The organism is Affinundibacterium seohonense, from assembly GCF_014284305.1.
GTDB lineage: Bacteria > Pseudomonadota > Gammaproteobacteria > Burkholderiales > Burkholderiaceae_D > Undibacterium > Undibacterium seohonense.
The window spans coordinates 119,328-136,638 of record NZ_JACOFW010000011.1 but is presented as its reverse complement, the minus strand read 5'-3'; the positions used below and the strand labels follow the sequence as shown (position 1 = coordinate 136,638).

The following is a 17,311-nucleotide window of genomic DNA, read 5'->3' as shown; positions in this document are numbered from 1 at the left end:
TGCCTTCAATATTCCTATGATCTGTGTTTCTGTAAATCTGCTTTTACGCATTTCTGTTCTCCTTTGGCACATAAGTTTGCCTCAAGAACTCTAGTTATGCATGGCTTGATTTTACGGGATGGTTACACACGGATATCACAGAGTCACTTCAAACCCGCTGTTTCCTTGAGATAGATCTGACGACTTTGTCTGCATTTTTATGCAACGTAAACACAACATACACAGGACGAATTGATACAAATTAAATTTGTATTTTCTTAAAAATTGCCGATGCAGTCACAACTTTTACCCAGCACTACAAAATTTTAATTTTCATAATTAAGGAAATCCCCCTATTTATTTTGCTTGCAGGATGAGCGCCTCACGTTTGCAATTTGCCTTATTTTTGAGCAATCGTGGCTGCTAGAATCGGTGGCCATTTATTTTTTGGTGGTGTTTTAAATTGAAAATGGGGAATTACTTAACAGCAATACATAAATTAATAATTAGGGGACTATATGAAAAACATAAAAAATCGACAGCAAGTAATCATCGCTACGCTGATCGCACTTACTGGCAGCAGCTCGATGCTTGCCTATGCAGCAGATGATAAAAAAAATGAAGGCTGGCGCATCGAACAGCGCCAAAAGTGGGCGGCGGATATTCGCGGCCTATCAAAAGAGCCGAATGCGCGCAGCATGCGCGAACGCGCGGTCGGCTTGCTCAAACTGCGATCAGCAGAACGCAGTGCCATCGCCACCGCAGCGGGAGAAACCTGGACAGAAATGGGACCATCGGCGATGAATATGACCGGCTGGTCGTTTGGTAAAGTTTCTGGTCGAAACAATGCGATTACGCCTCACCCTACCGATGACAATATTGTGTATTTCGGTGCTGCCGCGGGCGGTGTTTGGAAAACTACGAATGGCGGTACCAGCTGGACACCGATCTTTGATCAAGTCGGTACCTTGCCTATCGGGGCGATCACGATCGATCCGAATAATGCCAATCGTGTCTGGGTCGGGACCGGTGATAAGAATCAAGGTTGTTTAGGTGCTTACTTAGGGCAAGGTGTTTCCTTAAGTAGCGACGGCGGGCAAACCTGGACCAACAAAAATGGCAGTGGCAGCACTAATATGCCATTGAGTATTGTCAACAGTGTGGCGATCTCTTCTACCAATAGCAGTCAGGTGTTAGCGGGTGGCTATGGCGCCTGCGATGCCTCTGGCCAATTGGCAAATGGTGGCGTGTATCGAAGCGCCAATGATGGTACGAGCTGGACCAAGGTGCTGTCCGGTAAAGTTGAAGATATCGTTTTTGCTCCCGGTACCAACACCGCCTATGCATCTGTGCAAGGGACAGGCGTGTACAAGTCGACCGATGGTGGTGCAACATGGGTCAACGCCAGCACTGGCATTACGGCAGCAGCGGGTCGCATGCGCATTGCCATGGCACCAAGCAATTCTTCCATTTTGTACGCCCTCAATGGCAGCAAATTATTTAAAACCACCAATGGCGGAACCAGCTGGACTTCCGTTAACACCGCTGCTTGCGAAGGTCAATGTACTTACAATCAAGCATTGGCAGTTAACGCTACGGATCCAAACAAAATCCTAATTGGTAGTATCCGCTTTGCCGTTTCTACCAATGGTGGCTCGACCTTAAGCTATCTGACAGCCAACTGGGGAACCGGTCAAAAAGTACACCAAGATACGCATGTATTGGTCTGGTCGAAAAATAATCCGAACCGCTTCTGGGTCGGTAGTGACGGGGGTATCTGGCGCAGTGATGATGGCGGCACCAATTACATCAATATGAACGCCAACTTGAATGTCACGCAGTTCTATGACATCGCTGTTGATTTCTCAAACGGCGACAAAATGTTTGGCGGTGCGCAAGATAATTCCTCCTCCGGTCGCACGACGACCACGGTATGGGGTTTAACTTATGCCAGTGGGGATGGCTTTATGAATGCCATCGATCCCTCCAATCCTAACGTAGTGTTACAGACTAGCTATCCGAATGGCGGCTTTCCTTCGGTTGTGCGTTCTACCACCGGTGGTGGTGCGAATAGCTTCAATAGTCTAAGCACCAGTGGGATCACCTCTTCCAACAACTTTCCATGGGTCACGCCACTGGCGACTGCTGGTAGCAAGGTTTGGACCGCTTCTGACGCCGTCTACGTAGGCACGACTTCAGCGGGTAGTTTTAGCTGGTCTAAGCTCACTGGCGCATTAGGTGGCGCGGCGTCGGTGCTGACTCCAAAACAATCTGGCTCTAGCTATGTTCTGTATGTTGGTACCGAAGCAGGTAAGGTCTTTTACAGTAGCAATGCTGGCGTCGCCAATGCAACGTTGACGAATGTCACAGGCAATATCGCCGCAGGTCGTATCTCCGATATCGCCATCGATCCGAACAATAACTTACGGGTGTTTGCGACACGTTCGAATTTCACTGGTACGCATTTGTATCGCTCGACCAGTGGCGGGAATACTTGGAGTGCAGTCGGTAACGGCTTACCAGCTGTGCCAGCCCATACTGTCGCGATTGATCCACTCAATACGCAACGTATTTTCGTCGGTACCGATATTGGTGCTTACGAAAGTAATGATGGAGGTGATAATTTCGTGCCATTCAATACTGGCTTACCGCTAGGTGTAATTGTGCAGGATCTGGAAATTAGCGGTAGTCCTCACACCATGGTGGCGGCAACCTATGCGCGTGGTGCCTGGAAAGTGAATTTGTCTGGTTCTAACAATGTGCCGCCAGTGGCTGGTTTCAGCTCGACAGCGAATTTGTTGAATGTCGCGTTTACTAGTTCTAGTACCGACTCTGATGGCTCCATCGTGTCCTACTCTTGGAATTTTGGCGACAACAGCACCAGCAACGTCCAAAATCCTAGCAAAACGTATGCTGCGGCTGGTACCTATAATGTGTCTTTGACCGTCACTGATGACCGTGACGCCACCAATACCATTACTAAAGCAGTGACGGTCACCGCGGGTAATCAGGCGCCAGTAGCGAATTTCAGCTCGAGTGTTGCAGGATTGACGGTAAACTTTACCGACAGCAGCACGGATGCCGACGGCACGATTGCTTCACGTAGCTGGAATTTTGGCGATTCGACCACTAGCACTGTACAAAACCCGACCAAAACTTATACTACGGCGGGTACTTATACAGTGACATTGACAGCGACCGATAACAACGGTGCCACCAACAGCATCAACAAATCTGTGACGGTTACGGCAGGTGCATGCTCCGGTACGGCGATCCAAGGCAATTTCACAGGAGCCACAGGTCAAAGTCAGATTCAACCAGGCGGTAGCTACTATCAATCCACAGTCTCAGGCGTCCACAAGGTTTGCTTAACTGGACCTGCTGGTACTGACTTTGATATCTACCTAGATAAATGGAACGGAAGTACTTGGGCTCAAGTTGGTGTGAGCGAAAGTGGGACGTCAACCGAGTCCATCAATTACAACGGTACTGCTGGCTATTACCGTTATCGCGTCGTGAATTATGCTGGTGTCGGTGCATACACTATGACTTATTCCAAGCCATAATGCAGTCAGTTAGGCGTCAGTAAAAGAACGGCGTTCAGTATTTATCTGAACGCCGTTTTTGTTTAAGTACCTATGTTCGCTGCTCACGCCACCACAAACACAAAAAGGCGAACATACTCAGTAAAACAAGAGGCCAAATCACGACATGTGAACGACGTTTTTCGACTGACTCAGGTAGACGATGTGCATATTGTTCGGTTGCGACTTGTTTGAGGTACCGCTGCCAAGTTGGCCAATCCTTATTCGCAAACACATATAACGAGCCTTGCGCCTGTACCTTGTCTTTTGCTCCCAGCTTATCTTCGCTTGTTTGCCAGCGATGCCAGCCAGCACTCACTGGCCACCAGGCGACACAATGCGCTTCGGCACGATAGCCGACTGGTTGCATCTGCAGGTGGACAGGCCTTGTTTCATTTTCTGACGTCAGCGTCATCATGCGATATTCGAGACCTCGCCCACACAAGCCTGTCCGTTGTCCCACTAGGGAGATTGTCTGTCCCAAGTTATCAAGTTCAAGCTGCCATTCCTGTGCACTGTTGACTCCACTCGCGTCCAAGATCGTCTGCCACCACTGCTTCACTTTCTGTGGCTCACTAATCATCGCCTGATGCCAATTACTGACGGCCAACCATACGATCTTTCCTTGTTGCCAGTCACGTTGCGCCATCACACTACGTCCGCTGGCTTGTTCCTGCACACTACGCCAAGCAGTATCGGTCACAGGCATCGGCGTCCAGTCCGTCGAGGTCAAGGTCAGACCTTGTGAAGTGGCTAGTTCAGTCGCTTCAGCCTTACGCAAACGTAGACCCAAGGCCGATGACCAAATCGCTGGCTGTTGTGCATTGGCACCGAGTATGAGTAAGGTCGCGCCGGATCCAATCTGCTCAAGTAACTGGCTCCGAGCGGCCACAGGCAACTGTTCAAAATAGGCAGCGTCTTGTACGTACAGCGCGGGTTTGTCCATCGTTTGACGGGCATTTTCTTTACGGTTGATCCCCTTACCCAATTGTGTTTGCCACGCCAATACCGCGTCACTTTGCACCAATAAGGTATTGAGTGCCTGCAGATCAAATGAGGCAGCGGCAAATCGGCCCTGTACTTGCAAAGGCGGTATTTGCACGATCTCCAAAGGAATCGGTCCTTGATCGATCACGCGATCGGCCTGATCTAAAACTCTCGCTTGCAACACCAAACGCTCAGCAACAGGAGGCAGCCAACTCAAGGTCACAGAGGTTTCTGTGCTCTTTTGTTCGGCAAGAATTTGTTGGTTTGCGGCTAGCAATTGCACTCGCCAGCTACCTTTGTTTTGAGGTCGATCAACGCGCAATTGAAACAAGCGTCCATAGGCCAGTTGCTGCGGAAACTGTAAATGCAAGATCTCACCTGCCGGCATGGTATCGCGTTGCCACAGCAATTTTTTAGCAGGCAAGTCTTGCCACTGACTGGCAAACAAGCCATCGCCTTGCAGCACCAATTCATTCGATGCTTGCAAGTCCAAGCGCAAATCACTCATGGAAGGCAAGGGCTGACGACTATCAAGCAAGCGGCTAGTGACCGCAACTTGCTCGATACGCACTTGTAGCAGCATCACAAAAAGGGGTAAAGCTGCACACAAGACCAATATAGCATCGAGTTTGCGTGCTTTTCGCCAGTATAAATACGCGGAACCCACAGCCGTGATTAACAACAGCAGCAAAAGCAAGATGGTCAGCGTCGATACCGGAGCTATGGTCATCACTGTGCCTCTCTCTTGCTTGGTAAGTTGGTCGGTCGGCTGGATTCCCAACGCTGTTCAAACTGGCTTGGCTTCTTGGGCGTAAATACGGGTCGTGCTTGTAGGCGCATCGTGTCGGCTTGTATCCCTTGGCGCAACCAGGCCGCCAAGACGGCGCGACAAGGCTGACAACCGTCGGCAACGTCTTGCACCGCTGCTTGTGCCTGTAAGCGTTGACTATCGACTGGCAGTTGTTGGGCAATAAAAGCACGCGCCTCTGGCATCCATAAGGCGGGTAGCGCCGCGCCAGTGCCCAAAGCTTGCAATAATTCTTTGAGCGACGTGGTCACTGGATCTTCCCACTCTGCTTGGTTTCTGAGCTGACTACGTACTTCCAAAACATCACCACTCAAGCGTTTTTCTTCCTTGATCGCGGGTGGCGTGAAGGCGGCTTTGTGCAGGTAAATTCGATCGGCCTGTTGCAATTGCTTAATTGCCTCTAAGGCTTTGTTCTCCGCAGGTAATGCCGCTTTTGGGGTGATTGCCCGCAGCGATTTTTCGGCATCCCACATGGCGACCAAGGCGCGTCGCAATATCTTTTTGGTTGCTTCATCGAACAAGGTCGCATTCTCCTCCTGATCATGCGCGTGTCCATATTGGGCTGCCCAATCAGTGCCGGGTTTTTCATTCGCGTGATCGTCATCGGCATGCTCGTCGCCAAAGAGGCTAGACTCTTCTCCCAAAAAACGTCCATAACGGCGTCGTAAGGCGGCCTGATCGTTGGCGATCACTTCGCTACGATTGCGAATTAGCGATGGTGAGAGCTTGGGATTAGCAGCGATGTCTGCCACCAGTTGTTCGGTATCGATAATAATCTGACGCTGACTACGCAGAGATTCCGGCTTTGCCAAAACGGGAAGCACCGACAATTCATCCTCCACTGCATCTGGCGCTGGCAGACGTATGGTGTAGGTGGGCGAACGAACCACGTGCGGATTGTTGGCGGCATTATCGGTAGCGCGAACAAAGAAATACAATTCATCGCCCGGCTCCATACCCAATTCACTCAAACTCCAACGCTTTTGCCAATCGCGGCGGCGTTTATCCGCACCTTGCGGCAAAGGCACTTCCTTGTCACTGAAACGTATATTCTCCCCACTGCCGCGTGCCAGTGTTAAATGCAAGCTCGCGTTCGTCACCTGATAGTCATCGCGCACTTGCACTTGCATAGCAACGCTGTTGGCATTGGTGGCCAAAACTTGCAGGAGTTCGAGTGGTTCTTTCAAGCTAATCTCCGGTTCTTGATCCAACTGTACCGTGACAGTGAAGCGCTCTTGTTTGACATCCGCACTCCAGGTCCAAAACACGGTTTCGCTCGCTTGCCATTCAGCGCACACTTGTGATCCTGTTTGAACAAAATTGAGCTCTTGTCCATTGCTAAGGCGTATAGATTGCGCTTGCGACTGGGTTTGCAACTCTTGTGGCTGCAGTGGCTGCAATATGCACCAACGAATTTGACTATGTTCAGGCACTTGCATGGCCTTGGCTTCGCTTTGAAAGGCGGCAATCTGCGTATAAGCTGGTGGACTGACATGCATTTGTAATGCGCTTAGGCCATGCTGTGGAGCAGGCAAGGGCATCGCTATCTTGGCTGGTACAGTGACGGCAGGTTGGAAAGCAAATACCAGTGCAGCAAGCGCCCAACTAAGAGCAAGATAAACACGTTGCCAAGCTAATACCGTACTGGCTAGTTGTCGAAGACTTGTCGGCGTAATCAAGTGACTAAGGCGCGTCGCTAAACGTGCTCTTTGCAACGAGGCTAGAGCAGTCTGTTTATCGGGCTCTGACAGCAGCCTAGTACTATCTTCTAACTCGGGAAATTGCGCATCCAGCCATGTCACATAGTGTCGTTTAGTCTGTCGCCACAAAAACAAAGCCTCCACGACTAGCAAAGCAGACGCTACGGCGATGCCGATGGGCGATGCCAATATGATCCACGGTGCCACAAAGGCGACATAAACCATACTGCGACGACGCAATATTTGCCAATACAATTGACTCGGTAGCTGATCAAGAACGACGGACATGGGCCAAGCTCCGTTCTAGCAGAAACAATATCAGTAACACGTACAGGCAATACGTCGATGAAACAGCATCAAGCGCCTTTAAAGACAGCGGTGCCGTTGGATTCGTCTTCACCTCTTGCGATTGCAACGGCGTCGTGGCGACATAACGTGAACGCCAGGCTTCATACAATTTTTTTGCATCTTGAACGTTTTGCAATGGCCAATCATGACTTTGATCGACGGTCCACAATTGCCCGTCCTTATGTAGCCTAAGGCCAATGTGCAAGGCTTGCAAAGATGAATTCGCTGGAGCATTTGTGCCAGTCTGCGCGGGCTTGGTAGCTATCGTCTGCCATATTAAAGGCGCGCTCCAATCCGATGTCATGGGAGAGATCTGATCCCAAACCGCGATGGCTGTGCGGGCATCGAGCTTATCGTTTAAGGCAAAGGTATAAGCGCCAACACCAGCCTCTTCAAATGCTGAAAACAGGCGACGCCATTGTTCCATGCGCGCGCTATTGACTGCCACATGAATGGTCGATCGCGGCATCACTGGCTTGGCCGAAGGTGGTGCAACACGCACTGTTAGCGTATGCCGCACATCTGGTTTTTGTCCGTTCATGCGCACATATCCGGTGGGTGCCAACACTAACCAACGTGCGTCTTGATGCCACTGTGCTTGCTGCTGCTCTAGCCAAAACAGCACATTATCGGTATCGACATCGCAGGTATTAGCAGCGCAAAATGTCATCTGCTTGGCCTTTGTAAAGCCAGTCTCTTGCAAAGTTTGTTGGACCCATTGCGGATCCAACTCTGGGCTAATCAACACGGTATCACCACGCCAACTCGCAACCACACCAGCGAGCATGGCCAACATGGTCAGCAACATCACACAACGCAAGAGCAACAATAGCAGATCACGCCAACGCCACACTCGCAATAACTGTGGTGGCGCCGCTGGCAGAAATTTTGTCGTCGCCAGGGTTTGCATTTGCTGGGTTTGACGACGTTGACGATGCCACCAAATCGGTAATCCTACTAGCGGCAATAATAGCCACCACAGCGGCGACAGGCTCAGCATACTCATCTGCGTCCCGCCAGACGTAGCCAACTGCGCACCACTTTCGCAATATCTTGTTCGATATTTGCTGCCAGATAGGGAATATCGGCACGCTTCATTTCACTGCGTATTTGCTGGTAATGTGACTCATAGGCTTGTTGATAGTGGTGCTTATTTTCTGCCGTGAAGGCAGCGGTCTGCGTTGGCTGTTCAGGGTCACAATAAGTTGATTGCAAGGGGAAATCGGCTGTGCGTTCTGCCTGCGTGTGCAAGCTTAATGCACGCACATCGTGGCGCATTTTACGTAAGCGCAATAAACTCTCGCCGCTCGCCGATGGCCAATCCAAAAAATCACTGACGGCAAATAACAAACTAGGCGCACGCACAAATTGCAACTGGGCTTGCATTGAAACGGCATCGGGCAAATGGGCTTCAGCCTTGGTTCTATTCAGATGTGCCATGACGCGATGTAGTTGTCGCGGTCCGCGTAATATGGGCGTAATTTGCAAGCGTCCTTGATTCGCCACGATCAAGCCAAAAGCATCACCTTGACGCTGCGCGACAGCGGCAATACAGGCGAGTACGGCGCGCGCATAAACTAATTTACTGACATCAGGATACACATGGCTAGTTTCTCCCATAGAAGCACTGGCATCGAGCCACAACCAGATGGCCACATGACTATCCCGTTCTGCTTCGCGTACATAATAACGATCATTACGCGCGAGTAATTTCCAATCAACGCGCCGCCATTCATCACCCGGCGCATATGCCCGATACTCAGAAAATTCGACACCAGCGCCACGCTCGCGACCAGCATGCAAACCATGCCCCAATCCTGCCAACACGTGACGAATGATGAGGTCGAGATCCTGGCTATGTGCCAACAAATAATTGGTGTCGATCATGAGACAGATGTTCTAATCGATGGCGATGTCTTTGCGCAAGGCGTCTAAAATTTCAGCAATATCGATACCGTCTGCTTCCGCCTCAAAATTACGAATGACTCGATGTGCCAACACGGGTAATAACATCGCCGCGATATCATCGCGAGTGACTGCCAATCGGCCATGCATCAGCGCACGCGCTTTCGATGCCAACACCAACGCCTGTCCAGCACGTGGACCGGCACCCCAGCCGACATGCTGTTTGACCGCAGCCACCGTCGTCACTTGTGGGCGGGTTGCACGGATCAAACGTGTTGCATAGCGCAGCAAGTGCTCACCAATTTCAATGTCGCGCACCAACTGCTGTATCCGCAGCAAACTTTCTACATCCATCGCGGCAGTGGCTTCATCCGTACGACTTTGCGTGGTACGAGACACCATCAAAATCTCTTCCTCTTCGCTAGGGTAGACCACATCGATGCGCAATAAGAAGCGATCTAACTGCGCTTCTGGCAATGGATAAGTACCGGCTTGTTCAATTGGATTTTGCGTTGCCAATACAAAAAATGGTTTGGGTAAACGATGTGTATGTCCAGCAAAAGTGACGCAGCGTTCTTGCATTGCCTCTAGCAAAGCAGATTGGGTTTTTGGTGGAGCGCGGTTGATCTCATCGGCCAGCAACACTTGGGTAAAAATCGGTCCCTGCTGGAACCGGAAAACCCGCTGATGGGTGCTGCTATCTTCTTCCAAAATTTCGGTACCAACGATATCCGATGGCATCAAGTCGGGCGTGAACTGCACCCGACGAAACTCCAGATCAGTCGCTTGAGCTAATGACTTGACTAACAAAGTTTTGCCCAAGCCCGGAACGCCTTCCACCAAGGCGTGACCGCCTGCCAACAGACAAATAAGTAGCGAATCAATCACGTCACGCTGCCCAATAATCACTTGCGACATACTATTACGTAGCGCCGTGATTTTGTCGCTAAGCTCAGCAATTTCGGTTTCGTTCCAACTGACTTGCATACTACGCTCCTAAAGCATATTGAATAATATTGACGGCAAAGCGCGTATTGTCGACCGCTAAAAACCGTTTATTTCGAAAATCGTAATCCCACTCACAGCCATAATCTTTATTGCTGTAAAGCAGACGAATCCGGCCTTGCACTTCAATTGCTTTCAAATAATCATGCACCAGATCATCGCCCCAGCCATTGAGTTCAACGCTGGTATTGGGCGGGCCATCAAAGTGAAAAAAACTAGAGTAAAGCGGATGTTTGTTTGAAATTTTCTTTAAGGCTTTAGGGCCAAAAATCGTTGCGATCTCGGCCTCAAACGATTTCGCAAACAAGCCATCAATATCGTGATTGCAATCATCCACAAATAAGAACCCACCACCTTTAATATAGCGCTCCAGATGCTTGCGTTCTATCGGACTCAATTGCACCAGCTTATGTCCGGCCAGATAGCAGAACGGGGCAGTCAGCATCTTTGGATCGGACAAGGCGACGACGCGCTCCACTGTATCGACACGTAAGGTGGTGTATTCCACCAATGAGTTGAGGACATTACTCGGCATGCGAATATCGACGTCCCAGTCGCCTGAGTCGTAGATTAAACGGGTGAAATAGAAATCAAAATTCGACATAACTGATAGACGCAATAAGCTTCAACCCAGAATTTCCATTAGGATTTGTGTTGATAAGGGATGCACTTTTCGAGGTAATTTTGTTACGAATGAGGCGTCAATAGCGAGCTATTGACAACGAAGAGTAGCAAAATTAACCGAAAATGCGCCCTTAGCACACAAATAGCGCTGCAAGCGCGCCTAATGGAAAATCTGGGTTCAATACAAGGTGATCTGACCAAGGGCGTAGTGCACAAGAACAGATCACCACATGCATAAAAACCGACTACACCGCATCCGATAACGACGTAAAGTTAAAGTCGCGCAGTTTCATCGCTGGCACCACGGACTTGCGGCCATCGCCAAACACCTGTGTCTTACCAAGGTCGTCAATATTGTTTAACATCGTCACTGGACTTTCATTGAAACGGAAGTTTTTGATCGGATGTTTGATCTTGCCATTCTCGATGTAGAAAGTGCCGTCGCGAGTCAAGCCAGTGACTAATAAGGACTGAGGATCAACCGAACGGATGTACCAAGTGCGAGTGACTAAAATACCTTTTTTGGTCGAGGCAATCAGCTCTTCGGTGGACTTACTGCCGCCCGCCATAATAGTATTGCCATGCCGTGCTTTTTGCGGCACACCTTGCTTCTTCGCCCAAAAATTCGAATACTGCAATGAAGCGATCTTGCCGTCCTTGACCATGGGGGCGACTTCCCTAGCTTGCATAGACCCGCTGTCCCAAGGATTCACCGGAGCATCAGCATTCCATGGATCAGCCCAGATATTCACCTGTTCATCGAACATTTTTTCGCCGAGGCGATTGCCGCCGCCTTTTTTCGATAGGAAACTTCGTCCTTCATCAGCCTGACGAGCATCGAAGGCATTGAACATGAAGTTCAAAATATCCGAAGACGCTGCTGGCTCTAACACCACCGTATAGCGACCTGGTTCCAGTGCCTTGGCATCGACCGATTTCATGGCTTTTTCGATCGCGACTTCGGAGGCTTCACGCGGGTCAAACAAGCGGACGTCGTTGGCAGAACGCGTCACCCAACCAGAGCCGCGACCGTCTTCGGTACGAGCGGTACAACTAAAACTTAGATTCGATGATTCCTGATAACCGAATACTCCATTCGAATTGGCGATGACTTCAAAGCCCAGCGTATCGAGAAAAAAACCTGCTGCGACTAGTTTATTTTTCTTCGCCAACTGTATGCTTTGCGAGGCCAGCTCGGCGCGATACTCAGGATCAATCGCTGCAGTTGCTTCAAAATAAGTTGGCGTCGCTTTAAATTCTTGCTTACCAACTGCAGGCATAAATTCTGGATTTTCTGGTGCGAGACGGGCAATGTCTTCAGCTCGACGAACCACTTTTTCTAAAGATTTATCGTCAAATTCATTGATGCTAGCCGTGCCTTGGCGCTTGCCAAAAGCCACACTCACCGATAATTGGGTATCTTGATTCAAACCAGCGGTCGATACACTATTTTGTGCGTAACGAATATTGCCAGCGCGACTACCTTGTATCACCACACGGCATTCGTCTGCTTTTGAAAAGCTCATGACTTTGTCACAGATACGCTTGGCTTCGTCTTGGGTCATTTTTTTCATTTGATTTCCTTCTTATCCAATTTTACGTGCTGTGTTGATGACATTGATGGCATTAAAGCGAGTCGTACTGGAGCCGTGCGAGACGGCACTGACCTGACTTGGCTGTCCTTTTCCATCGAAGAAGGAACCACCCATGCGCCAATCGCTCTCATCGCAAATCGCGCTACAGCTATTCCAAAATTCTTGGGTATTTGATTGATAAGCAACGTCTTCGACTGGGCCGATGATCTTGCCATTTTTGATCTCGTAGAACAGCTGTCCACCAAACTGGAAGTTATAACGCTGCTGATCGATAGAGTAAGAACCGCGACCTAAAATATAGATGCCTTTCTTCACATCCTTGACCATCTCGTCTGGCGTCAGCGGGGCTTTACCAGCCGCCAATGACACATTCGGCATACGTTGAAATTGCACGCTGCTCCAACTGTCGGCATAAGAGCATCCATGTGATTCTTTCTCATCAATGATATGCGCTTGATCGCGGGTCGCCTGATAATTGACCAAGACGCCATCTTTGATGATGTCCCAAGATTTACAAGCGACACCTTCATCATCGTAAGCCACCGCACCGAGTGATTGTGGCGTCGTTTTATCAGCGAAGAAATTCACGCGATCAGAACCGAATCTAAACTTCTTAGTCCGCCATTTATCCAAAGTAGCAAAGCTGGTTCCCGCGTAATTAGCTTCATAGCCGAGTACCCGGTCTAATTCCGTCGGATGGCCTACCGATTCGTGTATCGTCAAGAACAAATGATCCGGACTTAACACCAGATCGTACTTCCCTGGCTCTACCGATTTTGCCGATAATTTTTCGCGCGCCTGACGTCCCGCTTCACGCGCTTCTTCGATTACATCCAAAGAATGTTTGTACAAGGTCGCTACACCTCCTGCCGCTTTTACTTTATCTTTGGCATGGGCATCAAAAAATTCAAAACCCATACCAACCGGAGACGATAAGCTCTCGCGGGTGCGGAATTTATTCGTCGCTTTATCAACCGCTGTCGCGGTCATTGGTGCCCATAGTCGATGGATGTCCTGATCGATGTAGGAGCCATCAGTGGAGGCAAAATATTTCTCTTGATTGACTTGGAATAAATTGGATTGCATAAAATTAGCGCCCGCTTCCAGACCAGCACGATTAGCGGCAATCAGCATTTCCGTTTTTTCTTTCACCGGAACATTGCGCCAGTCTTTGGTGAATGGCGTGGCCCACGTCACTTCGCCAACGCCTTTCACTGGTGCCAGACGTACTGGTTCGCTTTGCAAGCGGGCATTGGCTTTCGCAATTGCCACGGCTTGTCGTGCCATCGCTGCCACCGCATCGACTGATAAGTCGTTGGTCGAGGCAAAGCCATACGCACCGCCAGCAATCACGCGTACCCCAACACCCATCGATTCGCTGTTTACGATGTTTTCAACTCGTGTATCGCGCGTGGTTATAAATTGATTGACGTAACGACCTATTCTGACGTCACAGTAACTGGCGCCCGCTTGGGTTGCCGCATTCATCGCTGCATCCGCCAGCGATTTTTTAAATCCCTTGGCAACTGGATTGATCAATTCATCAACACTGATCGCGTGTCCGTAGACAGGTATCACTAAACCTGCGGACGCGATACCCGCTATTTTTAAAAATTCTCGACGTTCCATGACGGCTCCTGAACTTAATTTTTACCAAAAAGTGCCGCTTAAATTACACGGCATCCGATAAGGACGTGAAATTAAAATCTCGCACTTTCATTGGTGGAATCAACATTTGGTAAGGAACTTCATCTCCTGCGATCACGACTGGCTTACCGATTTCTTCGATGTTGTTCAACATCGTCACTGGACTTTCATTGAAGCGGAAATTCTTGATCGGATACATGATCTTGCCGTTTTCAATGTAGAAGGTGCCATCGCGGGTTAAGCCGGTCAGCAAGACTGACTGCGGATCGACCATACGGATATACCAAGTGCGCGTGACTAACACGCCTTTTTTGGTGTTGGCAATCAGTTCGGCAGTGGTTTTATTGGTACCTGCCATGATCATGTTGCCGTGGCTGGCACGTGCGCCGACTTTTTGCTTTTGCGCCCAATAGCGGGAGTATTCCAAAGAGTTGACGCGACCATTCTTGATGACCTCGGTACGTTCACGCGCTAACATCGCGTTATCCCATGGCAGCACGCCAACTTCAGGATGCCAAGGATCGGCCCACACATTGACCTGTTCATCAAAGAGCTTTTCGCCAAGACGATTGCCGCCACCTTTTTTGGACAAGAAACTCCGTCCTTCATCGGCTTGGCGAGCATCAAAGCCGCCTAGCATATTGCCGATCAAATCCGAGGTTGCTGCTGGTTCGAGAATCACGGTATAACGACCCGGTTCCAAGGCTTTGGCATTCAAAGACCGCTTAGCTTTTTCCATCGCCACATCAATCGCTTCACGCACATCAAAACGTCCAGCATCACTGATAGAGCGTTTGATCCAGCCAGAGCCACGTCCATCATCGGTGCGTACGGTGCAAGTAAAATCGAGTCCGGTTTCACGTTGGTAACCAAAGACACCGTTGGAATTGGCGATACTGCTGAAGGAATTACTGTTGGTAAAAAAACCTGCAGCGACTAGATTGTTTTTGCGGCAGGCTTCAATGGTATAGGCCGCAACCTCAGCCCGAAAACTCGGATCGATATCCGACGTTTTTTGATGAAAGGTTGGTGATGCTTGAAAAGCCTGTTTCGCCACCGCTGGCATAAACTCAGGATTTTCGGGGGCGAGGCGCGCCAAATCTTCGGCACGACGAACCACTTTCTCCAGCGATTGATCATCAAATTCATTGATGGTCGCGATACCCTGTTTTTTACCAAATGCGACTGACACCACTAATTGCGTATCGTTAATCACGCCGGAGGTCGAGACGGCATTACGGGCGAAACGGATGTTGCCCGTGCTACCACCACCTAATTGCACATTACATTCATCGGCTTTGGAAAACGACATCACTTTATCGCAGATGCTTTTGACTTCTTCTTGACTGAGTTGTTTCATGATTCGGCCTCCTTAAGCGATCTTACGCGCAGTGTTGATCACATTAATGCCGTTAAAGCGGGTCGTACTCGATCCGTGTGAAACGGCACTGGACTGACTCGGCTGACCTTTACCATCGAAGAAGGAGCCACCAAGTCGCCAATCGCGTTCATCGCAAGTCGCGCTGCAAGCATTCCAAAACTCTTGGGTATTCGATTGGTAGGCGACATCTTCTAGTTGCTCACCGATCTTGCCGTTCTTAATTTCAAAGAACATCTGGCCGCCAAACTGGAAATTAAAGCGCTGTTGATCAATCGAGAACGAGCCATCACCAACAATGTAAATACCTTTTTTCACATCCTTCACCATCTCATCTGGCGTCATGCGTTTTTTGCCTGGTGCCAGCGAAATATTCGGCATGCGTTGGAATTGCACGCTACTCCAATTGTCTGCATAGGAACAACCATGTGACTCGGTTTGCCCTAGCATATGCACTTGATCACGGGTCGCTTGGTAGTTCACCAAGATACCGTCTTTAATAATGTCCCACTGCTTACATGCCACGCCTTCGTCATCGTAACCGACCGCACCCAGAGAACCCGGCACCACTTTGTCAGCGACGATGTTAACGATATTAGAACCGTACTTGAATTTCTTGCTTTCCCATTTATCGATGGTCGCAAAACTGGTACCAGCGAAGTTGGCCTCATAGCCTAACACCCTATCCAATTCGGTTGGATGTCCTACTGATTCATGGATGGTCAACCACATATGTTCAGGGCTGAGCACCAGATCATATTTGCCTGGTACGACCGACTTGGCAGTCAGTTTTTGTTTGGCACTAGCGCCGCAAGCACGGGCATCGGCAATCAGGTCATAAGAGTTTTTGTACAAAGTGGCGACGCCGCCAGCTGCTTTGACTTTATCTTCCGGACGCGCATCCAAATATTCGTATCCCATACCGACTGGAGCTGATAAGCCCTGACGTGAACGGAATTTATTGGTCTTGGTATCGACTGCGGTGGCGCTCAAGGGCATCCAGAAACGATGCACATCTTGATCGATATACGATCCATCGGTAGAGGCAAAGTATTTTTGCTGATTAACTTGGAACATCACCGATTGCATGAAACTAGCACCAGCATCCATACCGGCCTTATTCGCTGCCAGTAATAATTCAACCTTGTCTTTAATTGGCACGGTGCGCCAATCTTTTTTAATCGGCGTCGCCCAGCTCACTTCGCCTACGCCTTTGACTGCCGCTAATCGCACTGGCTCAGTCTGTAATTTCGCATTGGCTTGAGCAATCGCAACGGCCTGACGTGCGGCGACTGCGATACTGTCTGGCGACATATCATTGGTGGCAGCAAAACCGTAAGCGCCATTGGCAATCACGCGGATGCCGACACCCGCCGATTCGGTATTGGCGACGTTCTCAACATTCAAATCTCGGGTGGAAATAAACTGATTCAGATAGCGACCTATCCTAACGTCGCAATAGCTGGCACCCGCACTGGTGGCAGCATTGAGTGCGACATCTGCCAGAGTCTTACGAAATTGCGTGGAAACTGGTTTGAGTAATTCATCCGCAGTAATTGCGCGTCCATAGGCTGGCATCAATAAAGTACCCAGTGCTACGCCGCCCAAACTTAAAAAGTCACGTCTGTCCATATCGTCTCCGCTTATTGTTATGCTGAAAATAATCCATGCAAAATTAGATTCTTAATCGTGCACGCAATGAAAATGATTTGCAATGCAAAATGACCGAACGCCGTGCATTCTTGCACTAC

The 17,311-nt window shown here is 49.6% G+C and carries 11 protein-coding genes; 1 reads left to right on the top strand and 10 read right to left on the bottom strand.

Annotation, left to right across the window (positions count from 1 at the left end):
* Positions 1-497 precede the first annotated feature (497 nt).
* Positions 498-3,545 carry a PKD domain-containing protein gene (locus tag H8K52_RS11550; RefSeq protein ID WP_186923053.1) on the top strand — a complete coding sequence of 1,016 codons (3,048 nt, stop codon included), beginning with the start codon at positions 498-500 and terminating at the stop codon, positions 3,543-3,545.
* Positions 3,546-3,615: 70 nt separating this feature from the next.
* Here the strand turns inward: H8K52_RS11550 and H8K52_RS11545 are convergent, their stop codons facing one another.
* The 10 genes from H8K52_RS11545 to H8K52_RS11500 form a co-directional block, all read right to left on the bottom strand.
* Positions 3,616-5,283 (bottom strand): hypothetical protein, encoded by a 1,668-nt coding sequence (locus H8K52_RS11545; RefSeq protein ID WP_186923052.1) that lies wholly within the window; start codon positions 5,281-5,283, stop codon positions 3,616-3,618.
* Positions 5,280-7,346, bottom strand: a complete 2,067-nt coding sequence (locus H8K52_RS11540; protein WP_186923051.1) for a DUF4175 family protein — start codon at positions 7,344-7,346, stop codon at positions 5,280-5,282. Before H8K52_RS11540 ends, H8K52_RS11545 begins: the two co-directional genes overlap by 4 nt.
* Complete coding sequence (locus H8K52_RS11535) at positions 7,330-8,412, bottom strand: BatA domain-containing protein (protein ID WP_222613762.1); 1,083 nt, start codon at positions 8,410-8,412, stop codon at positions 7,330-7,332. Before H8K52_RS11535 ends, H8K52_RS11540 begins: the two co-directional genes overlap by 17 nt.
* A complete protein-coding gene (locus tag H8K52_RS11530) occupies positions 8,409-9,293 on the bottom strand; it encodes a DUF58 domain-containing protein (RefSeq protein WP_186923049.1) in 885 nt (294 codons plus the stop codon). The genes H8K52_RS11535 and H8K52_RS11530 overlap by 4 nt, the downstream gene beginning before the upstream one ends.
* A 12-nt stretch (positions 9,294-9,305) precedes the next feature.
* Entirely contained in the window at positions 9,306-10,298 is a 993-nt protein-coding gene (locus H8K52_RS11525) for an AAA family ATPase (protein WP_186923048.1), read from the bottom strand.
* A 1-nt stretch (position 10,299) separates the two neighbouring features.
* Complete coding sequence (locus tag H8K52_RS11520; protein ID WP_186923047.1) at positions 10,300-10,920, bottom strand: DUF4159 domain-containing protein; 621 nt, start codon at positions 10,918-10,920, stop codon at positions 10,300-10,302.
* A 265-nt stretch (positions 10,921-11,185) separates the two neighbouring features.
* Positions 11,186-12,514, bottom strand: a complete 1,329-nt coding sequence (locus H8K52_RS11515; RefSeq protein WP_186923046.1) for a TldD/PmbA family protein — start codon at positions 12,512-12,514, stop codon at positions 11,186-11,188.
* 12 nt (positions 12,515-12,526) lie between these two features.
* A complete protein-coding gene (locus tag H8K52_RS11510) occupies positions 12,527-14,164 on the bottom strand; it encodes a TldD/PmbA family protein (protein WP_186923045.1) in 1,638 nt (545 codons plus the stop codon).
* Between the two features lie 43 nt (positions 14,165-14,207).
* The gene (locus tag H8K52_RS11505) at positions 14,208-15,542 is read right to left on the bottom strand and encodes a TldD/PmbA family protein (RefSeq protein ID WP_186923044.1); all 1,335 of its coding nucleotides are present in this window, start codon (positions 15,540-15,542) and stop codon (positions 14,208-14,210) included.
* Between the two features lie 12 nt (positions 15,543-15,554).
* On the bottom strand, positions 15,555-17,192 hold the full coding sequence (locus tag H8K52_RS11500) for a TldD/PmbA family protein (protein WP_186923043.1): 1,638 nt from the start codon (positions 17,190-17,192) through the stop codon (positions 15,555-15,557).
* Positions 17,193-17,311 lie beyond the last annotated feature (119 nt).